Source organism: Micromonospora sp. CPCC 205739 (assembly GCF_036906795.1).
Lineage (GTDB): Bacteria > Actinomycetota > Actinomycetes > Mycobacteriales > Micromonosporaceae > Micromonospora.
The window spans coordinates 384,406-404,975 of record NZ_JBAKHS010000003.1; the positions used below are offsets into that span (position 1 = coordinate 384,406).

Here is a 20,570-nt window from a genome sequence, read left to right on the forward strand (position 1 = left end):
CGCGCCGCGCACGGTCGGCGAACCGGCCTCAGCGCAGGGCGACCGCGCGGAGGGCGACGTTGCCGCAGCCGTTGAAGGTCTCCTCGGCGGTCCAGGAGATCAGCAGCTTCTGCCCTGCGGCGACCCGGAACCGGACGACGAACTGCGAGCTGTGGTTGGTGTGCGGGTCCTCCACCCGCAGGGTGCTGGTCGGGCCGCCGCTGGAGAGCCGCACGTCGAGCCGGCCGCGGGCCATCCAGAGCCCGGCGAAGACGTGCACGGTGCGCAGCTCGCCGCTGCCGAGCACGGCGAGGCGGAACCCGTTGCCGACGTGGCAGGTGTGGATGCCGGTGGAGGTGCCACCTTCGCCCCCCACCGGGGCGCCGTCGCGCCAGCCGAACAGCTCCGGGTCGGTGTCGTAGCTGCTCCGCGCGCCCGGCCCGCCCTCGTCGCGGATCTCCCCGGAGCCGCCACGCTTGCGGACCACGGAATCCGGGCCGCGCAGCCCCCAGTGCACCCAGTCGCGGATGCCGAGCTGGGTGAGGTCCACCATGGCCGGTACGTCGGCGCGGGAGACGGTGAGCAGCGGGGTCGCCGGCCGTGGCGCGGGCGTCGGGGTCAGCGAGGGCGACGGTGCGGGCGTGGGCGGACGCTGCCGGGGCTGCAGCCCCGGCGACGCGACGCCCGCCTCGGTCACCTGGCCGGGTCCGCCGGGCGGCCCGGACGGGGGGCCGACCGCGGTGGAGGCCGCGCCGGGCAGCGCCACGCCCCCGCCGCGCGGCTCGGGCTCCGGTTCGGAGCCGAGGTACGCCACCAGCGCGGCGAGGCAGGCGGCGGCGGTCAGCGCCTCGACGGTCCAGCGTCGACGGTGCCGGTGCCGGGTGATCCGACGTGGCGTGCTCCGGCTCGGGCCGGGGCCGGTCCGTCTCAGCTCGTCTTCCGTCACCGCTTCTCCGCTCTCCCTCACGGTCGGCGACGCGGCGGTTGCGGTCACCACGTGGGCCGCCTCACGTTTTCATCCGAACGGCCTCTTGCGCCATATGTGGAGCCCTGGGCGTTTCCAGTTCGTTACCAAGCGGTAGTAATGGAAACATTCCTACCAGTGATCCGGCCCGCTCCGGCGCACCGCACCGTGAGCCCCGACGCTCAGCGGGATGCGACCGGCTTCGCCGCGCGACGGTCGCGTCACCGAGCGACCTGACCGTACTAAAGGGTGCGTCGATCGCGAAGTCGGCGACGTCAGCGCAGTTCGAAGCCGAGCGTCCGGGCCAGCACCATCGCCTGCTGCGGGTCGATCACCGCCCCGGCCCGCTCGACCGCCGTCGGATCCAGCGCGGTCAGATCGCTGCCGCGCAGGTCGGCGCGGCCGAGCCGAACCGCGTGCAGCTGCGCGCCGGAGAGGTCGACGCCGGTCACCGTGGCCCCGGTCAGGTTGGCGCCGGTCAGGTCGGCCTCGCGCATCCGTACGTCGGTGAAGCTCACCCCGCGCAGGTCGGCCCCGGGCAGCGCCACGAACGACCAGTCGCCGCCCTCGACCCGCAACGGCCGCAGGTCGCACTGGTCGAAGGTGCTGCCCACCAGCTTGCAGCCGGTGAACTCCGCCTCGAAGAAGTTGCACCGCCGGAACACGCAGCGGGTGAAGGCCGAGTCGACGTGCCGGGAGGAGTTGAACCGCACGTTGCCGAAGGTGCACCCGGTGAAGGAGGCGCCCCGGCTGACCGCCTCGGTGAGGTCGACGTCGTGGAAGACGCAGTTGACGAAGTGCCGGTCGGCCAGCTCCTCGGCGTACCAGTCCTGGTGGCGGAACGTGACGTCCTCGGTCGGCTCGGGCATCGCACCACCCTATGTGCCGGCACCGACACCGGCGGGCCTTCCGCCGGCGGCGTACCGACTAGTAGGTTCGGCGACGTGAGCGTGGCACGCACCATCGACCCGGACCTCATCGGCTTCGACCCCGCGCGGCTGGCGCGCATCGACGACCACTTCGGCCGGTACGTCGACGACGGCCGGCTCGCCGGCTGGCAGATCGTGGTCACCCGGCGCGGCGAGGTCGCGCACTCCTCGACGTACGGGATGCGGGACGTGGAGGCCGGCACTCCCGTGGAGCGGGACACCCTCTGGCGCATCTACTCGATGACCAAGCCGATCACCTCGGTCGCGGCGATGATGCTCTGGGAGGAGGGCCACTTCGAGCTGAACGACCCGATCAGCCGGTGGCTGCCGGAGTTCGCCGACGTCCGGGTCTTCGACAAGGGCTCGGCGCTCAAGCCGTACACGGTGCCGGCGATCGAGCCGATCCGGGTCTGGCACCTGCTCACCCACACCTCCGGCCTGACGTACGGCTTCGCGCAGACCTCGGTGGTCGACGCCCTCTACCGCGCCGCCGGCTACGACCTGGGCGTGCCGCGCGGGCTGGACCTGGCCGGCGCCTCGGCCGGGATGGCCCGGCTGCCGCTGATGTTCCAGCCCGGCACCGGCTGGAACTACGGCGTCTCGACCGATGTGCTGGGCCGGCTGGTCGAGGTGGTCTCCGGGCAGAGCCTGGACGCGTTCTTCACCGAGCGGATCCTCACCCCGCTGGGCATGACCGACACCCGCTGGTGGGTCGACGAGCCGGACGCCAAGCGGCTCGCCGCCCTCTACACCCCGCACCCGGGCACCGGCCAGGCGATCCGCGCCGACCGGATCGGGGCCGCCGCGCTGCAGCGCCCCGACTGCCTCTCCGGCGGCGGCGGGCTGGTCTCCACGGCCGCCGACTACCACCTGTTCACCCAGATGCTGCTGCGCGGCGGCGAGCTGGGCGGCGTACGCCTGCTCGCGCCCCGCACGGTGCGCTACATGACCCGCAACCACCTGCCCGGCGGCGGCGACCTGGCGTCGTTCGAGCCGGAGGGCTTCGCCGAGACGGTGCTGGACGGCATCGGCTTCGGCCTGGGCTTCGCCGTGGTCGAGGACCCGGTGCCGGCTCGGGTGCCCAGCAGCGTCGGCGAGTACTACTGGGGCGGCCTGGCCAGCACGGCGTTCTGGGTCGACCCGGTGGAGGAGATCACCGCGCTGCTGTTCACCCAGCTGATGCCGTCGAGCACCTACCCGCTCCGCTCCCAGCTGCGCCAGCTGGTCTACTCCGCCCTGGTCGACTGAGCCGTTCCGCCGACGAGCGGCCGGGCCGGTCCATAGCCTGGATGGCATGAGCGAGCGCAGCGAGCGAATCATCAGGCTCAGCGCGAAGGTGCCTCATGGCGGCACGGAGCGCAGCGGAGTGCCGGCATGAGCGAGCGCAGCGAGCGAATCATCAGGCTCAGCGCGAAGGTGCCTCATGGCGGCACGGAGCGCAGCGGAGTGCCGGCATGAGCAACGTCGTGGTGTACGGCGCCGGTGGCACCGCGGGCTCGCGGATCGTCGCGGAGGCGGTCGACCGGGGACACCGGGTCACGGCGGCGGTCCGCCGGCCCGAGTCGGTCACCTGGCTGCCGGCCGGGGTCAACGTGGTGGTCGGGGACGCCACCTCGGCGCAGAGCGTGCGGGAGCTGGCCCCCGACGCCGACGTCATGGTGGTGGCGATCGGCGGCGGGGAGCGGGCGCTCTGGCGGGACGCGGCGCAGAACCTGGTCACCGTCCTGCGGGACGTGCCGAACCCGCCGCGGCTCATCCACGTCGGGGGCGGGGCGACCCTGCTGACGCCGAACGACACCCCGTTTCTCGACGAGCCGGACTTTCCCGACGAGTACCGGGACTCGGCGCTGGGCCAGGCCGACGCGCTCGCCCTCTACCGTTCCTCGGCCGACGGGCTGACCTGGACCTATCTCTCCCCGCCGCCGATGGAGTTCCACCCGGGCGAGCGGACCGGCCGCTACCGCACCGGCACCGAGCACCCGGTGGTCGACGAGCGCGGGCGCTCGGTGCTGACCTACGAGGACCTGGCGGTCGCCATCGTCGACGAGATCGAGAACCCGCGCTTCGAGAACATGCGGTTCACCGCCGCGTACTGAGCCTCAGTCCGCGAGCCGGGCCGGGAAGCCGCCGGTGGCGACCGGCCCCCAGCTGTCGATGGTGACCCGGATCAGGGACTTGCCCTGGCGGACCATCGCCTCCCGGTACTCGTCCCAGTCCGGGTGCTCGCCGGAGATGCTGCGGAAGTACTGGACCAGCGGCTCCAGGGCCTCCGGCAGGTCGAGCACCTCGGCGGTGCCGTCGACCTGCACCCAGGGGCCGTCCCAGTCGTCGGAGAGCACGCAGGCGGAGACCCGGGGGTCGCGGCGGATGTTGGCCGCCTTCGCCCGTTCCGGATAGGTGGAGATCACCAGCCGGCCCTCGGCGTCGACCCCGCAGGAGACCGGGGAGGACTGCGGCCGGCCGTCGGACCGGGTGGTCATCAGCAGGACCTTGTGCCGGGGGCGGATGAACTCGATCAGGGCGTCCCGGTCGACCCGGGTGTTGCTCGCGATGGTCCGTGCCATGCGTCGGTTCTACCAGCCCCCGTGGGAGCGCGCCGCAGCGGCGGGGTCAGCGGGCCCGGCCGGGGACCCGGCCGGGGGCGGACTGGGTTGGGACCCGGGGCCGGGCCGTCGGCCGCCAGGCGCGGCCGTTGGCGTAGATCACCCGGAAACCGAGGTACGACGCGAGCGGCGCCCAGTGGGCCGAGCCCATCCGCAGCTCGGCGGCGTTGTGCCGCTGGCCGTTGGCGAGCACGTCGAGCAGTACGGTTTCGAAGGCGGCCGATTCGACCCAGTCGACGTCCCGGGTGAAACCGCAGATCAGGGCCGCTCCGGTGACGTCGAGGAACTCGCGCAGCGCGGCGTCGGAGGCGCGCAGCACCGAACAGCTGCCGAAATAGAGCCGCCGCCCCTCACACCGCCCGGCCATCCGCTGCGCCACGTCGGTCAGCTCGACGGAGTCCCAGTCGGTGAGGCAGAGCCGGCTCGGCTCGCCGTGCATGGCGAAGAAGCCGACCCGGTAGTCGGCGTACTGCTTGAGCAGCCAGCGGTCGAGGAAGTAGAAGAGCTCGTCGCGGGTGGCCGCGTCCTTGTGGATGAAGCGGATCCGGCCGAGCCGTTCCAGCAGCTCCAGGGTGGGCAGCACGGAGCCGCGCTCGTTGAGGTCCCGGTGCCACTGCCCCTCGACGCAGAAGACGCCACCGCGTGCCACGTCCACCTCCCCCGTCACACCGCCGCGGCTGACGTTACCGGGGCCTCGGTGGGGCAGCGACATCACCCGGAGTGTGCCGTCCACGCCTTCGTGTCACCTTCCTGGCCCGCCGGGGTGTCAGTCGCGGTGCCGGGCGGACTGCGCCGGATTGGGCGTTTCGCCATTCGTCGCAATCCACCGGCAACACCCAGCAAAGCTCATCGTGAGGACAATTCTCGTTAGTCGCCACAAAAGGGCATCTGAGCTGCGAGGGTGAACAGCGCGGGACGTTCCGATCGATGTCCTGATCCTCACCTCATTCACTCTCCTACCGGGAGGACTCTGTGCGCGTGAACACCTTGAAGCGAGCTGCCGTCGTGTTCGCCCTGGCACTGCCGGGTGCCGCGATCGCCGCGGTGGTCGGGGCTCCAGCGGCTCACGCCGACGCCTGTTACACCTGGCAGCGCACCCTCCAGCAGGGGCGCTCCGGCGACGACGTGCGGCAGTTGCAGATTCGCGTCGCCGGTTGGGCCGGCGCCGGCGGGATCGTCCGCGTCGACGGCCGCTACGGACCGGAGACCGCCGCCGCGGTCAAGCGGTTCCAGACGGCGTACGGGCTGCGCAGTGACGGCATCGCTGGGCCGCAGACCTTCAGCAAGCTCTACCAGTTGCAGGACAACGACTGCACCCCGGCGCACTTCAGCTACTCGGAGCTGGACAACGGCTGCGGCCGCGGCGGGTGGAGCGGGGGCCCGCTGTCGGCGAACCAGACCCGGGCCAACGCGCTGCGGACCATGTGGAAGCTGGAGGCGCTGCGCCGGGGGCTGGGCGATCAGCCGATCTACGTCAGCAGCGGCTTCCGGAGCACCGCCTGCAACAACCAGGTCGGCGGCGCGTCGGACAGCCAGCACCTCTACGGCAACGCCGCCGACGTGACCTCCCGGACCCGGTCGCTGTGCGAGCTCGCCCGAGCCGCCCGTAACCACGGCTTCAGCGGGATCCTCGGCCCCGGGTACCCCAACCACGACACTCACGTGCACGTGGACTCGCGGCGGGAGAACAACAGCGACCGGACGGCGAACCGGACCAGCTGGGCCGCCCCGGACTGCGGGGTGGGCAGCGGCGGCTGAGCCGAGGCCAGACAGACGGTCGCCGGCCGGCCCCGGGGTGGGGAACCCCCGGACCGGCCGGCGTCGTGGCGTCCGGGCGACGCCGGCGGTCGTACCTCCGCTCAGCTCGCCCGGGGCCAGCGCGGCGCGGTGGCGGGGGGTGCCACCGGCCGGCCGGGCGCGCCGGACCGGGCGACGGGCCGGACCCCCGGTGCGGTGACCCGGCCGTTCTGGCCGCGCGTCGGATGGCCGGGAACCGGCCGTTCAGTCGGCATGCGGCCCGGGTGGACGGGGGCCGGCCGGTCGGTTCGGGCGGTGGCGGAACTGGTGAAGGGGAACGGGAACGGTACGTGCACGAACGGGTTCCCGTGCCGGATCAGGGCGTCGATCTGGCGCTCGTTGAGCCCGTGCGTCTCCAGCACCCGCCGGCCCCAGCGGTGCAGTCGGCACGGGTACGACGCGCCGTCGTTGCGGCACAGCGGCCCGTTGGGCCACTCCTCGGCGGCGTGCACCACCACCGCCCGGACCGCGAGCCGGACGTCGTCCGGTGTCAGCGGCGCCGGTACCGGCACCTCGCCCAGGATCTGATCGATGGGATCCGTCGACTGCTCACCAACTCGCACGGTAGGCCTCCCGCAGCTCGGCAGCGATTGCGGCTGAATCGCCGCAGCGCATCCTCGGCCAGTGGTACGGCCCGAACCGGACGAAAGTTCAATCCCGCCAGGCGGTGAGGAGGTCCTCCGCCGACAGGGCCCGTACGCCCTGCACCGTCGTCCCGCCGCGGGACACCACGACCGGCTCGACGTGTTCGTCGGCACCGGGCATCCGGGTCCGGTGCGCGAGGAGCCACCCCAGGTCGTGGGCGTCGAAGGGGCGGTTCTCCAGCCACTTGACGGAGCCGACGAAGGTGATCCGGCGAGCCACCGGCCCCCGATCGGCACCGACCAGATCGATCTCCGGGTCGTTGGTACGGGTCCAGTAGCCACCGACCGCCGCAGTGCCCTCGGGCAGGTGTTCGGCGGAAAGTCGGCGCAGCGACTCCCGGACCACCGGCTCGATCGCGCGCCCCCGCCACGACGTCCACGACGTCCGGATTCGCTCCAGGGTCAGGTCGCCGCGGCCGCGCTCGATCTCCGGCAGGTGGGGACCGAGGAACGACAGCCAGAAGCGGAGGTACGGGTCGGCGACGGTGTAGCGCGTCTCCCGGGAGGGCCGGGTGGAGAGCGGCACCGACACGTCGACGATGCGTTTGTCGGTCAGCAGGCGCAGCGCTCGGTTGAGCGACGCCTGGGGCAGATCACCCGCGGCCCGGGCGATGAGGGTGAAGGTCCGCTCACCCGAGCCGATGGCCCGCAGCACCAGGCCGGCCTGCGATTGCGTCGGAAACTCGGCGGCCAGCGCCCGCTCCGCGCTGACCAGCAGCGCCGACGTCGGATCGGTGACCGCGTCGGCGAGGTAGTCGCTCAACGAGGCACCACCGGGCCATTCGTCGAGGATCAGCGGCAGCCCACCGGAGACCAGGTACGCGTCGAAGGCCTCGGCCGGGGCGAGGTCGAGCATGTCGCGGACGTCGGCCGGGCTCAGCGGTGGAATCACCATCTCGGTCGCCCGCTGGTGAAACGGTCGTCCGTAGTCGTTCAGGGCCTCCATCATCGCCAGGTCGGAGCCGACGCAGACAAGCAGCACGGGACGACGGGAGAGCTCCCGGTCGAAGACCTTCTGCAGGGTGCCCTCGAACCCGGGATCGGTGGCGATCAGGTAGGGCATCTCGTCGAGGACGACAACACTCGGGCGGTCGGTCGGCAGCGCGGCGGCGAGCAGGGTGAGCGCGGCGTCCCAGGTGGTCGGCCGCTGGGCCGTGAAGAGGTGGGCACCGGGCAATGAGGAGTCGGCGGCGGCCGCCACGAACAGGGCGAGGTCCGCGGCGACAGTGGGCTGGGCTGAGGCGGTGAAGAACAGGTGCGGCACCTCGGCGCGCTCGATGAACTCCTCCACCAGCCGCGACTTGCCCACCCGGCGCCGCCCGCGCATCAGCAGCGCGCGGCCCGGCCGGCCTCCTCGACGAACCTTGCCGAGCATTCCGTCGAGCACGGTCAACTCGCGGGTACGTCCGACGAAACCGTCCATGCACTCAACCCCGATACTTTCATCGGTGATACAACCAGAAATGATTGTATCCCTGGGAGCCAAGGGTGGTGGTCAGACCAGGCCCGCGTCGTGCACCAGGAGCGCCACCTGCACCCGGTTGTTCAGCCCCAGCTTGGTCAGCAGCCGCGACACGTACGCCTTGACCGTCGCCACGCTCATGAACAGCTCGGCGGAGATCTCGGCGTTCGTGCGGCCCCGGCCCAGCGCGACGGCCACCTCCCGCTCCCGCTCGGTGAGCCCGTCGAGCAGCCGCCGGGCCCGCTCCCCACGGAGATCCGGACCGGCCGCCCCGGCGGCGGTCACGTGGGTGATCAGCTTGCGGGTGACCGTCGGGGAGAGCGTCGCCTCCCCGGCCGCCACCCGGCGTACCGCCTGGACGATCTCGGCGGGTGGGGTGTCCTTGAGCAGGAAGCCCCCCGCCCCGGCGCGCAGCGCCCGCAGCACCTGGTCGTCGGCGTCGAAGGTGGTCAGCACCAGCACCTCCGGGGGCCGGGGCAGCGCCCGCAGCGCCTCGGTCGCCGCCAGCCCGTCCACCCGGGGCATCCGGATGTCCATCAGCACCACGTCGGGCGCGTACGCCTCGACCGCGGCCGGCACCTCGGCGCCGTCGGCGGCCTCGCCGACCACCCGCACGTCCGGCACCCCGCCCAGGATCATCGACAGCCCGGCCCGGACCAGCGCGTCGTCGTCGACGATCAGCACCCGGACCGGTGCCGCCTCCCCGCCGGTCACGCCGGCCACGGCAACCAGGCGGCGAGCCGGAAGTCGCCCGCCGGGTCGCGCCCGTGTTCCAGCCGGCCACCGGCCAGCCCGACCCGCTCGGCGATGCCCACCAGTCCGGTGCCCGCCCCCGGGATCAGCGGACCGGCGGGCTCCCCCACCGGCCACGGGTTGCGGATCTCCACGGTGAGGCCGTCGCCGGGCCGACCGGCCAGCCCGACCCGGACCACCGCGCCCGGGGCGTGCTTGCGGGCGTTGGTCAGCCCCTCCTGCACGATCCGGTACGCGCTGCGCCCCACCGCAGCGGGCACCGACGCGGCGTCGGTGACCAGGTCCTCGGTGCTGACCCGGACGCCGGCCGCCCGGCACTCGGCGATCAGCGCCGGCACGTCGGCGAGGGTCGGCTGGGGGCGCTCCGGCGTCTCCGGCTCCGCCTCGCCGCTCTCCGCCCGCAGCACCCCGATCACCTCGCGCAGGTCCTGCAGGGCGGCGTGGGCGCTGGCCCGGATCACCCCGGCCGCCCGGGCCACCTCCTCCGGCGGGGCGTCCGGCCGGAACTCCAGGGCCCCGGCGTGCAGGCTGAGCAGGGAGATCCGGTGGGCCAGCACGTCGTGCATCTCCCGGGCGATCCGGGTACGTTCCAGCTGGCGCGCCTGGGCGACGCGCAGCTGCTGCTCGGCCTCGGCCCGGTGCGCCCGCTCCCGCAACGACGTCACCAGCTGGCGGCGGGCCCGGACGAACATCCCCCAGGCCAGCACCCCGCCGAGGAACGACGCCGTCCAGATCATCGCCGCCCAGAACGGCAGGGCCGGGTCGGGCCGGACCTGGTTGTAGACGGGCGTCACCAGCAGGTGCGCGCCGACCAGCGCGCCCGCCACCGGGAACGGCCGGTGCACCGCCACGGTGAACAGGATGATCAGCAGGGCCACCGCCGCGGTGACCGAGAAGATCGCCAGCGGCAGGCTGGCCACGGCCAGCGCGACCGGCCAGCGCCGGCGCAGCCAGAGGGCCGCCGTGCTGAGCAGGCCGACCACCAGGTCGACCTCGTTGAGCCAGGACGGCCCGGCGTTGAGCGCGAACTCCGGTGCCGGTCCGACCGAGTCGCCGAAGGCCAGCAGCGCCCAGCTGAGCGCGAGCAGGAAGGCGAGCCCGTCGACCAGCCAGTCCCGCGTGGTGCGGCGGGCGACCGGGGTCGCGGGGCTCAGTGCCCCCGGCAACAGCCAGGGAAGTTCGGGTACGACGGCACTGCTCACCCGCCAATGCTAGGTAGCCGTCCGGCGTCGGCGACAGCTACCAAAGTCGACGACCGCCGTGGCCACAGGTGTACCCGGCTCTCGACCGCCGGCCGCAGCGGGAGGCCGGGTGGCCCCGACAGGCTCGACGGCATGATCACGGTCGAACACCTCACCAAGCGGTACGGCCCACACACCGTCGTGGACGACGTGTCGTTCCGCTGCGAGCCGGGCACGGTCACCGGCTTCCTCGGCCCGAACGGCGCCGGCAAGTCCACCACCATGCGGATGATCTGCGGGCTGACCCCGCCGACGTCCGGCGGGGCCACCGTCGCCGGACGCCCCTACCGACAGCTGGCCAACCCGGGGCGGGAGATCGGCGTGCTGCTCGACGCCTCCGCCCAGCACGCGGGGCGCACCGGCCGGGAGGCGCTCGCCCTGGCCGCCCGGACCATGGGCGTGGACCGGCGGCAGGTCGCCGCCAAGCTCGACCTCGTCGGGCTGAACGCGGTGGCGGCGAAGCGGCGGGTCGGGGCGTACTCGCTGGGGATGCGGCAGCGGCTCGGCCTGGCGCTGGCGCTGCTGGGTGACCCCCGGGTGCTGATCCTGGACGAGCCGGCCAACGGCCTCGACCCGGAGGGGATCTTCTGGATGCGCGGCCTGCTGCGCGACTTCGCCGACCGGGGCGGCACCGTGCTGCTCTCCTCGCACCTGCTGCGCGAGGTGGAGGCGGTCGCCGACCGCCTGGTGGTGATCGGCGCCGGCCGGGTGGTCGCCCAGGGTGGCAAGGACGACCTGCTCGCCGGCACCGGCACCCTGGTCCGCGCCCGGGACCCGCGGGCGCTGCGGCTGACCCTGGACCGGGCCGGCCTGCCCGCCGACGCCGACAGCGACGGCGCGCTCGTGGTGCGGGCCGAGGCCGAGGCGGTGGGGCAGGCCGCCGCGGACGCCGGTCTCGTCCTGACCGAGCTGCGGCCCGCCGGCAGCGGCGGCCTGGAACAGCTCTTCCTCACCCTCACCGCCGGCACGTCGACGAAGGAAGCCGTGAAATGACCGCCACAACCGCCACCACCGCACCCGCCGGCACCGTCCGCCCGGCGCCGCCCGGACCGTCGCTGGTCCGGCTGACCGAGGTGGAGCTGCGCAAGCTCGCCGACACCCGGGCCGGCCGCTGGCTGCTGGTCACCATCGGGCTGATCGCCGCCGCCATCGCCACCGTGCAGCTGTTCGTCCTCGACGAGGCCGCGCAGACGTTCACCGCGTTCTTCACCGCGTCGCTGCTGCCGGTCGGGCTGCTGCTGCCGGTGCTGGGCATCCTGTCGATCACCGCCGAGTGGTCGCAGCGCACCGCACTGACCACCTTCGCGCTGGTGCCGCGCCGGGAACGGGTGGTGGTCGCCAAGCTCGCCGCGGTGGTGCTGGCCGCGCTGGCCTCGGTGGCGGTCAGCCTGGCGGTGGCCACCGTCGGCACGCTGGCCGCCCGGGCCACCGGCGGGGCGGGCAGCTGGGTCTTCGACTGGTCCCAGCTGGGGCACGCGGCCGTACTCCAGGTCACCAGCGCGCTGATGGGCGCCGCCTTCGGCCTGCTGCTGCTGAACACCCCGCTGGCGATCGTGACCTACCTGCTGCTGCCCACCGTGTGGAGCATCCTCGCCATGATGATCGCGGCGCTACGCGGACCGGCCCGCTGGCTGGACACCTCGGTGACCATGGAGCCGCTCTTCGGCACCGAGGTGACCGCCGGGCAGTGGGGGCGGCTCGCGGTGTCCCTGCTGGTCTGGATGGTGGCACCGCTCGCCGCCGGCCTGGTCCGCACGCTGCGCAGCGAGGTGGCGTGAGCGTGCGCGCCGAGGAGCAGGCCAGCGTGGTCGACGGCGGCGTCGGCGAACTCGTGCTGATGTGGGGCGGGTTCCCGCTGCTCGGTGCGGGGCTGGGCGCGGCGCTGACCGCCGTGTCCGGCTGGCTCGCCGACCTGCCGTGGGTGCCGTTCCAGGGATGGTTCGAGCTGCTCGCCGGGCTGCCCGAGCGGCAGGCACTGGCCGGCGGCACGGCACTGCCGGCGCTGGCCGGCCTGTTCGTCGCCTACCTGGGCACCCGGGAACGGCTCACCGTGACCGTGGACCGGATCGGGGTGCGGCTGCACCGCGAGGGCCACGGCCGGGACATCGCCCGGGCCTCGGTCGCCTGCGTCTTCGTCGACGGCAAGGCGCTGGTGCTGCTCGACTCCGACGACGCGGAACTGGCCCGGGAGAAGTCGGACCTGAGCCGGGATCGGCTGCGCACGGCGTTCACCGCGCACGGCTGGCCGTGGACCGAGGCCGACCCGCACCGGGACGCGTACCGGCGGTGGGTGGAGGGGCTGCCCGGGCTGCCGGCCGGCGCGGACGCGCTGTTGCGCGCCCGGCAGCGTGCCGTTGACGCCAAACGCGGGGACGACGCCCGCGACCTGCGCCGGGAACTGGCCCGGCTCGGGGTGGTGGTGCGCGACGACCAGGGGCGGCAGTACTGGCGGCTGGTCCGGCTTCCGCTTCACCGGGAGGAAAGGGGTAACGGACGGTAGCGTGGCTGTCGAGGAGCCCTGACGGCCGGGAGCGTGGCCCATGACCGAGCAGCAGCCGTACCGGGTGGTTTCCCGGCAACCCGGCTTCGAGCTGCGCCGGTACCCGGCCCACCTGGTCGCCGAGTTGCGCGTCGACGGGTCGTTCCTCGAGGCGGGCAACGCGGGGTTCCGGCCGCTGGCCGCGTACATCTCCGGGGCCAACCGGTCCCGGCGGAAGGTCGGCATGACCGCCCCGGTGGTGCAGGAGTCGGCCGGCTCCGAGCAGATCGCGAGGACCGCGCCGGTGGTGCAGGAGGAGGGCGAGCGGCCCGGCTGCTGGATGGTGCGTTTCGTGCTGCCGGCCGCGCTCACCGCCGCCACCGCACCCGAGCCGGAGGACCCCCGGATCACCATCCGGGAGGTCCCCGCACAGCTCGCCGCCGCCGTCCGCTTTTCCGGGCGGTGGAGCGAGAAGGTGTTCGACCAACGGGGCACGGCGCTGGGCCGGGCGGTGACGGCGGCGGGCCTGAGCCCCACCGGCGCGATCCGGTACGCCCGCTTCGACCCGCCGTGGAAGCCGTGGTTCCTGCGCCGCAACGAAGTCGTACTCCCGGTCGCCGAGTGACCGGGGCCCGGGTCGCGTCGTTGGGGCGTACGTCCCCGGACGGGGCTCGACACTGACGGTGAAGGGGACGACGATGGCCTCCGCAGGCAACGGCACCGGGATCTTCCGCCGCAAGCCGGTCGAGGAGATCGCCGACACGAGCGAACAGCTGTCCCGCTCGCTCGGGCTGTGGCAGCTCACCGCGATCGGCGTCGGCGGCATCATCGGCGCCGGCATCTTCGCCCTGGCCGGGGCGGTCGCCAACGAGACCGCCGGCCCGGCCGTGCTGGTGTCGTTCCTGATCGCCGGCCTGGCCAGCGCGGCGGCCGCGCTGTCGTACGCGGAGTTCGCCGGCATGATCCCGAAGGCCGGCTCGGCCTACACCTACGGCTACGTGGTGCTCGGCGAGGCGGTGGGCTGGTTCATCGGCTGGGACCTGCTGCTGGAGTACACCGCGATCGTGGCGGTGGTGGCGATCGGCATCTCCGGGTACTTCGGCTTCCTCCTCGGCGAGCTGGGCCTGCAGCTGCCGGCCTGGATGCTCGGCGCGCCGGGTACCGGCGACGGCCACGTCGTCGACCTGTTCGCCGTGGTGCTCTGCCTGTTGATCGCGTACCTGCTCACCCTGGGCATCAAGACGGCCGCCCGCTTCGAGACGTTCGTGGTCGGCCTGAAGGTCGCCGTGGTGGTGCTGGTCATCGTGGTCGGCTTCTTCCACATCCGGACGGCCAACTACTCGCCGTTCTTCCCGTTCGGCATCAGCGGGGCGTTCACCGGCGCGGCCACCGTCTTCTTCGCCGTCTTCGGGTACGACGCGATGAGCACCGCGGCCGAGGAGTCCCGGGACGCCCGCCGGCACATGCCCAAGGCGATCATCTACTCGCTGGCCATCTCGATGGTGCTGTACGTGCTGGCCACGCTGGTGCTCACCGGCATGCAGAACTACCGGGAGATCGACCCGGAGAGCGGCTTCTCCTCGGCGTTCGCCTCGGTGGGCCTCTCCGGCCTGGCCAGCGTGATCGCGGTCGGCGCCATCATCGGCATCCTGACCGTGATGTTCACCTTCATGCTCGGGGTGACCCGGGTGTGGTTCTCGATGAGCCGGGACGGGCTGCTGCCGGCCTGGTTCGCCAAGGTGCACCCGGTGCGCCGGGTGCCGATCCGGGTCACCTGGATCGTCGGGGCGGGCTCGGCGCTGATCGCGGGCTTCCTGCCGATCCGGGAAGCGGCGGAGCTGACCAACATCGGCATCCTGCTGGCCTTCGTGGTGGTCTGCATCGCGGTGATCGTGCTGCGCTACCGCCGCCCGGAAGCGCCGCGCACGTTCCGGCTGCCGGGCATGCCGGTGGTGCCGGCATTGGGCGCGCTCTTCTCGATCTGGCTGATCACCTTCCTGTCCCCGACGACCTGGCTGCGCTTCGGGGTCTGGTTCCTGATCGGCGCGGTGCTCTACGCCGCGTACGGCTACCGCCGCTCGGCGCTGGCCCGGCGCGGGCCGTCCGGCCCGGGCGGTGCGGGCGGTCCCGCCGGCCGGGGCTGACCCCCGGCCGGATGCCCGAGGGCGTTGGGCCAGGCCAGCAGCAGCCCCAGCACCAAGCCGGTGAGCACGCCGGCCAGCGAAAAGAGCACGTCGGTGTCGGTGGTGCCGACCGCGATGTTGCCCGCCCGGGCGGTGAGCACGGCGCCGACGGGCAGGGCGGCCTGGACCAGCAGCGCCAGCAGCCCCACCGCGGGCAGTCCGAGGAGCGCCGCCGCGGCGGCCATCGCGTGCCGCCGCCACGGCGGGCGGCCACCCGGACGGTCCCAGGACAGCAGCGTCGTACCGGTCAGCAGGACCACGCCGAGGGCGAAGAGCGGCCCCAACCGGTGACCGGACGGCAGCAGCCGGCCGGCGGCCAGGCCGACCACGCCGGCCAGGGCGAGGCCGAGCACCCAGCGCCAGCGGATCCGCCCGGGGGCGGGGGCGGCGGCGAGAGCGCAGCCGAGCGACGCGGCGAGCGACAGCAGCGCGGCGGCCAGGCAGGCCGGGATCAGTTCCGGCTCCCGCTCGGTCGGCGACTCCAACCCGCCGGCCACCACGACCAGCGTCGCGGCGACGGCCGCCGCCATGCCCAGGGCGCGGCGGCGCTGCCAGTGGACGGGGCGGCCGGGCCACCCGTGCCGGCGGACCAGGAACGCGGCGAGCGCCCCGGTGACCACCCACCCGCCGGCCACCAGCAGCACGGTCGCCGGGACGCCGGTGACGTCGGCCCGGTCGAGCAGCAGGTCGGCCACCACCGCGCCGGCACCGAGCACCAGCGCGGGACGGATCCACCTGCGGTCACCGCCGCCGGCCAGTGCCAGCCCGAGGACGACCAGGGCGACGGCCAGGAAGCGGACGTCCCGCGCCCAGTAGGTGTTGGTGCCCGCCAGCCGCTCCGGCCACGGCCCGATCGGCTCGGTCAGCGGTTGCAGGACGGTCATGCCGACCGCCCAGAGCACCACGGCGGCGGCCGCGAGGAGCAGGCCGGCGGCGGGGCGGAGGGCGCGCATCCTGGCACGGTAGTCCCTGCCGCCTGATCGCCGTCCCCGCCCGGGCCGGGCCACGCACCTCACACCCAAGGCGCTTCCCGGACTCCCGCCCCGGTCACCGCCGACGCCGCCCCACCGCCGGCACCGTCGACCGTCGACCCCGACGAAGCGGTCGCCGCGCTCGCCGCGATGACCAGCCGAGCGGACGGTACGGCGTACCTGACGCCCTGGCCGGCGAGGGACCTGCGGGCGCTGGCGGCTCGGCTCGGGCTGCGCGGGGTGGCCGGGCTGCGCAAGGCCGAACTGGTGGACCGGCTGGTCGACCGCACGGTCGGCTTCCGGCTGGACTCCGCCGCTATCCGCCAACTCTGAGACGACGTGCGCGCGAAGGGGCTCGCTCGACTTCGGACTGCCTAGGCTGGGCGTTGCCGGACGTCTACAGCCGAGGAGGCTCCATGGCCGACGTGGGAACCCCGCCCGCTGGGGGGACGCTGTCCGCGTACCCGAATGATTCGGAGGGCGACCGGCCACGGCCCGGCGGGGAGGCGGCATGATCCGGTACGCGGGGCTGCTGCGCGGCGTCAACGTCGGCACCACCCGGCTGGCGATGGCCGACCTGCGCCGCCTGGTCGCCGACCTGGGGCACTCCGATGTGCAGACCTACCTCCAGTCCGGCAACGTCGTGTTCGGCAGCACCGCCACCGACGCCGACCGGCTGGCCGGGGGCATCCAGCAGGCGCTCGCCGACGAGCTGGGGTTGGCCGTGCCGGTGCTGGTGCGCAGCGGCGCGGAACTGACGGCGGTGGTCGACGCCAGCCCGTACGCCGGGCGGCAGGACGACCCGACGAAACTGCTGGTGGCGTTCCTGGCGACGGCGCCGACGAAGGCGAAGGTCGCGGCGCTGAGCGTGCCCGGTGACGAAAACGTCGAGTTCACGGTGGCCGGTCGGGAGGTCCACCTGCACTACCCGGACGGCGGGTACGGCCGATCGAGGTTCACCAACGCGTACCTGGAGAAGCAGCTCGGCGTGGTGGCCACGACCCGCAACTGGAAGTCGGTGCGGGCGCTGCGGGACCTGACCGCGTCCTGACGGAGCGTCCGGCGCGGCGCAACGGCCGGGACCTGGCCGTCCGTCCGGCTGATCAGGACTTTTTCGATCTTGCTTCCGGTCGGTGCCCCTCGATACGCTCCCGCGGCTATTCCACCTGAGAAAGGACCGCAGTGACCGCTCCCGTTACGGTCGGCACCCAGAAGTCCTGGGTCGTCGCCCTGCTGCTCTGCTTCTTCGTCGGTTTCCTCGGCGTGCACCGCTTCTACGTCGGCAAGGTCGGCACCGGCGTCCTCCAGCTGGTCACCTTCGGTGGCCTCGGGATCTGGACCCTGATCGACTTCATCCTGATCCTGGTCGGCTCCTTCAAGGACAAGCAGGGCCAGCCGCTCGCCAAGTGACCCGGGCGTGCACCGGCGGGGCCGGGATCCTGGTGATCCCGGCCCCGCCGCGCGTCCGCTCAGAAGTGGTACGCCGTCCCGTACTCCGGCACCAGCACCCGGGTGCCGGGTGAGGCCCGGTGGACGGCGGCGATCAGGTCGTCCAGGCGCCGCCGGTCGGCGGGGTTCACGACCGGCGGGTTGGTCAGCGGGGTCTCGAAGTTGTCCCAGTGCACCGGCACCACGACCTTCGGGTGCTCCAGGGCGGCCATCAGCCGGGGCACGTAGTCGGCGGTCGCGGTGGTGGACTGCAACGCCACCATCGCCACGTCCGGGGCCAGCCCGGTGAGGTTGCGCTCGGCGAAGTCGCTGGCCCCCATGAAGAACACCGACGGCCCGCCGTCGATGCGCACCTGGTACGCCAGGGTGTCCCCCTCCGGCAGGTCGGCGATGGTGGCAGGCCGGGTGGGCGGGCTGACCCGTACGCCGGGGAAGGCCATCGAGTACCCGGCGTTGCGGCTGTGCAGGGAGCCGACCACCTCGACCGTGTGGTCGCCGAAGTCGAGCACCTCCCCGCCCCGGACCGGGCTGAGCTGGCTCGCCGGCAGCCCGTACGCCAGCCCGAGGTGGTACGCGGTCAGCGTGCCGAAGACCCGGGCGCCGGTTCTCTTCGCGATGTGCGGCACGTCGTTGTAGTGGTCCCAGTGGGTGTGGGTGACCAGCACGGTGCTGGCCCGGTCTACGAGGGAGTCGACGACGGCGGCGTCGACGGTCAGCGGGGTGGCCGGGTCGAAGGCGCCCCGGAACAGCCCGGTGTCGTAGCGGCTCAGGTACGGGTCGACCAGCACGGTGCGGTCGCCGATGTCGATCCGCCAGCCGGAGGTGCCCCACCAGCGGAAGCTGAGCGCGCCGGAGCGGCGGAGGCCGGTGGCGGCGGTCGGCGCGGCCTGGGCCGGAGCGCCGGTGGCGAGTCCTCCGGCGGTCACCGCGGCGGCCCCGGCGGCGGTGCTGCGCAGGAAGCGGCGGCGGTCGAGCTGGTGTGCGGACATGGTGGATCCTCCCCGTCGGCGATGTGCGCGATCGGTTCCCACCCCACCACCGCGCCCGACGCCACGTCCAAGATCAAAGGTCGGGGGCGTCGATATGCGCACCGATATCGGTCCAGCTCACCGCCGCTTGGTCCGGGGCGGGCGGGCGGAAAAGTCAGCCCTGCCGCAGCGCCTCCACCGCCGTCCGGGCGGCCTCCCCCATGGCCAGGTCGACGTCGATCCGGCGGGTGGCGAGGCGGTGGGTGCGGACGAAGACCGCCATCGCGTACCGGGCGCCGTCCGGGTACTCGGCCACCCCGGCCTCCAGGTGCAGCCCGGGCAGTGTGCCGGTCTTCGCGGCGACGCGTACCCCCGGCGGGAAGCCGGAGGCCAGCCGGGTCCAGAAGAGCTGCCGGGACATCAGCTCCCGGACGGTGGAGCAGGCCGAGGCCGGGCCCGCCTCGTCCCGCCAGATCAGGCCGAGCAGCCGGGTGATGTCCCGGGCGGTGCTCGACGTGGTGTGCGCCGGGTCGAAGACCCGCATCGCCCGGACCCGGTCCTCGGGCAGGGTCGGGAAGATCCGGGCGAAGTCGGCCTCGGTGCGGGCGCCCACGTCGGCCAGCATCAGCTCCACCAGCTGCCGCGGCCCACCGAGGATCCGGGTACGCGGCAGGTCCAGCTCGGCGGCGAGCATCGGCAGCACGTCCGCGCCCACCCGGCGCAGCAGCAGGTCGGCGGCGGTGTTGTCGCTGACCGACATGGCGAAGTACGCCAGGTCGCGCAGCGACACCTCGACGTCGTCGGCGCAGCCGGCGACCCCCCATCCGCCGAGCCGGTCCCCGGCCCGGACCAGCACCCGCTCGCCCGGGTCGAGCTGCCCGGCGGCGACCTGCCGGGCGAACTCCAGCACCAGCAGGATCTTGAACACCGAGGCGATGACGATCTGCTCGTCCGCCCGCACCGCGACCTCGCACCCGGCCGGACCGTCCACGGGTACGACGTGCAGGCTGCCGGTGATGCCGGCCCGGGCGAAGATCTCCTCGACGTGCTGCTCCGCTGCCACCCCGGCACGGTAACCGGCGGCTGCCGTAGGGTCCGGGCGTGGCTGCCGTAGGGTCCCGGGCGTGGACCTGCTCCGCCACCTGCGGCACTTCGTGGTGGTCGCCCGTGAGCTGCACTTCGGCCGGGCGGCCGAGATGCTGGGCATGGCGCAGCCGCCGTTGAGCCAGTCGATCCAGCGCCTGGAGCGGGAGCTGGCGGTGGAACTGTTCGACCGGTCCCGGCGGCAGGTGCGGCTGACCACCGCCGGGCAGCTGCTGCTCGGCGAGGCCGAGGAGCTGCTGGCCGGGGAGCAGCGGGTACGCCACCTGATGCGCCAGGTCCGCGAGGGCGTACTGGGCGTGTTCCGGGCCGGGGTGCCGCCGGAGACGCCGGCGGTGACGTTGCGCGCCCTGCTGGACCGGCTCGCCGCCACCGCGCCCGGGCTCGACTTGGACCTGCACGAGCTGACCAGCGCCGAGCAGGTGCGGATGCTCGCCGAGGGACGGCTGGACGCCGGGCTGCTGCACCATCCGGAGGGGGCGGCCGGGTTGCGCTTCGGCCCGTCGGTGGACGTACCGGTGGGGGTGCTGCTGCCCCGGGCCGCGCCGTTGGCCCGCCCGCGCGAGGTGGCCCTGGCCGATCTGGCCGGGCTGGACCTGGTCGCCGCGCCCCGCTCCACCGCTCCCGGCTGGTACGACCACGTCCTAAACGTCTGCCGCCGGCACGGCTTCACGCCGGGCCGGGTGCGGCCGGCCCGTAATCCGGAGTTCATCTTCGGTCTGCTGCTCGCCGGGGGCGCGGTGGCGCTGGAGCCGGAGTCGCTGGCCCGCCGAGAACCCCGGATCGCCTGGCGCCCGCTGGCCGGGCGGCCGCTGGTGAAGCGGACCGCAGCGGCCTGGCCGGACCGCTCGGCGCACCCGGCGGCACCGATGTTCGGGCAGCTCGCGGCCGAGGTGCTGGCCACTGTCGAGCCCGCGCCGCCGGCCGCCGTGGTGCCGTCGGCCCGGCCCTGGCCGGTGCTGTTCGACGCCACGGCCGACTGAGCGGTGCGGCTCGGGGGTTGGCGCAGATCACCCGGACGGGCGGAGTGAGGGCGCGGCCCGACCG

Annotated in this window: 23 protein-coding genes; 12 read left to right on the plus strand and 11 right to left on the minus strand. The window is 73.7% G+C overall.

Annotated elements, in window-relative coordinates:
• Positions 1-28: 28 nt before the first annotated feature.
• Both V6U88_RS07875 and V6U88_RS07880 read right to left on the minus strand, forming a co-directional pair.
• Positions 29-925: a hypothetical protein gene (locus tag V6U88_RS07875; protein ID WP_334451157.1), complete on the minus strand. Its 897-nt coding sequence runs from the start codon at positions 923-925 to the stop codon at positions 29-31.
• A gap of 293 nt (positions 926-1,218) precedes the next feature.
• A complete protein-coding gene (locus V6U88_RS07880) occupies positions 1,219-1,812 on the minus strand; it encodes a pentapeptide repeat-containing protein (RefSeq protein ID WP_334451159.1) in 594 nt (197 codons plus the stop codon).
• A 75-nt stretch (positions 1,813-1,887) separates the two neighbouring features.
• Between V6U88_RS07880 and V6U88_RS07885 the strand changes: the two genes are divergently transcribed.
• The gene (locus V6U88_RS07885; protein WP_334451161.1) at positions 1,888-3,120 is read left to right on the plus strand and encodes a serine hydrolase domain-containing protein; all 1,233 of its coding nucleotides are present in this window, start codon (positions 1,888-1,890) and stop codon (positions 3,118-3,120) included.
• A 206-nt stretch (positions 3,121-3,326) separates the two neighbouring features.
• On the plus strand, positions 3,327-3,968 hold the full coding sequence (locus V6U88_RS07890; protein WP_334451162.1) for an NAD(P)-dependent oxidoreductase: 642 nt from the start codon (positions 3,327-3,329) through the stop codon (positions 3,966-3,968).
• A 3-nt stretch (positions 3,969-3,971) separates the two neighbouring features.
• On the opposite strand, the gene V6U88_RS07895 is transcribed toward V6U88_RS07890, so the two are convergent.
• Both V6U88_RS07895 and V6U88_RS07900 read right to left on the minus strand, forming a co-directional pair.
• Complete coding sequence (locus V6U88_RS07895) at positions 3,972-4,436, minus strand: PPOX class F420-dependent oxidoreductase (protein WP_334451164.1); 465 nt, start codon at positions 4,434-4,436, stop codon at positions 3,972-3,974.
• 46 nt (positions 4,437-4,482) lie between these two features.
• Positions 4,483-5,124: a DUF6642 family protein gene (locus V6U88_RS07900; protein ID WP_334451165.1), complete on the minus strand. Its 642-nt coding sequence runs from the start codon at positions 5,122-5,124 to the stop codon at positions 4,483-4,485.
• 323 nt (positions 5,125-5,447) lie between these two features.
• Between V6U88_RS07900 and V6U88_RS07905 the strand changes: the two genes are divergently transcribed.
• A complete protein-coding gene (locus V6U88_RS07905) occupies positions 5,448-6,233 on the plus strand; it encodes a D-Ala-D-Ala carboxypeptidase family metallohydrolase (protein WP_334451166.1) in 786 nt (261 codons plus the stop codon).
• A gap of 101 nt (positions 6,234-6,334) precedes the next feature.
• Here the strand turns inward: V6U88_RS07905 and V6U88_RS07910 are convergent, their stop codons facing one another.
• The 4 genes from V6U88_RS07910 to V6U88_RS07925 all read right to left on the minus strand — a co-directional run bounded on the left by V6U88_RS07910 (position 6,335) and on the right by V6U88_RS07925 (position 10,333).
• Complete coding sequence (locus tag V6U88_RS07910) at positions 6,335-6,835, minus strand: hypothetical protein (RefSeq protein ID WP_334451167.1); 501 nt, start codon at positions 6,833-6,835, stop codon at positions 6,335-6,337.
• 88 nt (positions 6,836-6,923) lie between these two features.
• Positions 6,924-8,339 carry an ATP-binding protein gene (locus tag V6U88_RS07915; protein WP_334451168.1) on the minus strand — a complete coding sequence of 472 codons (1,416 nt, stop codon included), beginning with the start codon at positions 8,337-8,339 and terminating at the stop codon, positions 6,924-6,926.
• Between the two features lie 72 nt (positions 8,340-8,411).
• A complete protein-coding gene (locus V6U88_RS07920) occupies positions 8,412-9,110 on the minus strand; it encodes a response regulator (protein ID WP_442934590.1) in 699 nt (232 codons plus the stop codon).
• Positions 9,089-10,333 carry a sensor histidine kinase gene (locus V6U88_RS07925; RefSeq protein ID WP_334451172.1) on the minus strand — a complete coding sequence of 415 codons (1,245 nt, stop codon included), beginning with the start codon at positions 10,331-10,333 and terminating at the stop codon, positions 9,089-9,091. The genes V6U88_RS07920 and V6U88_RS07925 overlap by 22 nt, the downstream gene beginning before the upstream one ends.
• A 132-nt stretch (positions 10,334-10,465) precedes the next feature.
• On the opposite strand from V6U88_RS07925, the gene V6U88_RS07930 reads away from it, so the two are divergent.
• From V6U88_RS07930 to V6U88_RS07950, 5 genes are all read left to right on the plus strand, one after another.
• Positions 10,466-11,365 (plus strand): ABC transporter ATP-binding protein, encoded by a 900-nt coding sequence (locus V6U88_RS07930; protein ID WP_334451174.1) that lies wholly within the window; start codon positions 10,466-10,468, stop codon positions 11,363-11,365.
• Positions 11,362-12,150: an ABC transporter permease gene (locus V6U88_RS07935; RefSeq protein ID WP_334451175.1), complete on the plus strand. Its 789-nt coding sequence runs from the start codon at positions 11,362-11,364 to the stop codon at positions 12,148-12,150. Before V6U88_RS07930 ends, V6U88_RS07935 begins: the two co-directional genes overlap by 4 nt.
• The gene (locus V6U88_RS07940; RefSeq protein WP_334451178.1) at positions 12,147-12,872 is read left to right on the plus strand and encodes a YqeB family protein; all 726 of its coding nucleotides are present in this window, start codon (positions 12,147-12,149) and stop codon (positions 12,870-12,872) included. Before V6U88_RS07935 ends, V6U88_RS07940 begins: the two co-directional genes overlap by 4 nt.
• 40 nt (positions 12,873-12,912) lie before the next feature.
• Positions 12,913-13,476 carry an SOUL family heme-binding protein gene (locus V6U88_RS07945; protein WP_334451180.1) on the plus strand — a complete coding sequence of 188 codons (564 nt, stop codon included), beginning with the start codon at positions 12,913-12,915 and terminating at the stop codon, positions 13,474-13,476.
• Between the two features lie 73 nt (positions 13,477-13,549).
• Positions 13,550-14,995 (plus strand): amino acid permease, encoded by a 1,446-nt coding sequence (locus V6U88_RS07950; RefSeq protein WP_334451181.1) that lies wholly within the window; start codon positions 13,550-13,552, stop codon positions 14,993-14,995.
• On the opposite strand, the gene V6U88_RS07955 is transcribed toward V6U88_RS07950, so the two are convergent.
• The gene (locus V6U88_RS07955) at positions 14,920-15,987 is read right to left on the minus strand and encodes a hypothetical protein (protein ID WP_334451183.1); all 1,068 of its coding nucleotides are present in this window, start codon (positions 15,985-15,987) and stop codon (positions 14,920-14,922) included. The genes V6U88_RS07950 and V6U88_RS07955 overlap by 76 nt on opposite strands.
• Positions 15,988-16,155: 168 nt before the next feature.
• Between V6U88_RS07955 and V6U88_RS07960 the strand changes: the two genes are divergently transcribed.
• The 3 genes from V6U88_RS07960 to V6U88_RS07970 all read left to right on the plus strand — a co-directional run bounded on the left by V6U88_RS07960 (position 16,156) and on the right by V6U88_RS07970 (position 17,415).
• Positions 16,156-16,338, plus strand: coding sequence for a Rho termination factor N-terminal domain-containing protein (locus V6U88_RS07960; RefSeq protein ID WP_334451185.1), 183 nt, complete (start codon positions 16,156-16,158; stop codon positions 16,336-16,338).
• Between the two features lie 178 nt (positions 16,339-16,516).
• The gene (locus V6U88_RS07965) at positions 16,517-17,056 is read left to right on the plus strand and encodes a DUF1697 domain-containing protein (RefSeq protein ID WP_334451186.1); all 540 of its coding nucleotides are present in this window, start codon (positions 16,517-16,519) and stop codon (positions 17,054-17,056) included.
• Between the two features lie 131 nt (positions 17,057-17,187).
• Complete coding sequence (locus V6U88_RS07970) at positions 17,188-17,415, plus strand: TM2 domain-containing protein (protein ID WP_334451187.1); 228 nt, start codon at positions 17,188-17,190, stop codon at positions 17,413-17,415.
• A 59-nt stretch (positions 17,416-17,474) separates the two neighbouring features.
• Here V6U88_RS07970 and V6U88_RS07975 read toward each other — a convergent pair whose 3' ends face one another.
• Together V6U88_RS07975 and V6U88_RS07980 are read right to left on the minus strand one after the other, a co-directional pair.
• The gene (locus tag V6U88_RS07975; protein WP_334451188.1) at positions 17,475-18,443 is read right to left on the minus strand and encodes an MBL fold metallo-hydrolase; all 969 of its coding nucleotides are present in this window, start codon (positions 18,441-18,443) and stop codon (positions 17,475-17,477) included.
• 154 nt (positions 18,444-18,597) lie between these two features.
• Positions 18,598-19,485, minus strand: a complete 888-nt coding sequence (locus tag V6U88_RS07980; protein WP_334451189.1) for a serine hydrolase — start codon at positions 19,483-19,485, stop codon at positions 18,598-18,600.
• Between the two features lie 61 nt (positions 19,486-19,546).
• On the opposite strand from V6U88_RS07980, the gene V6U88_RS07985 reads away from it, so the two are divergent.
• On the plus strand, positions 19,547-20,506 hold the full coding sequence (locus V6U88_RS07985; RefSeq protein ID WP_334451190.1) for a LysR family transcriptional regulator: 960 nt from the start codon (positions 19,547-19,549) through the stop codon (positions 20,504-20,506).
• Positions 20,507-20,570 lie beyond the last annotated feature (64 nt).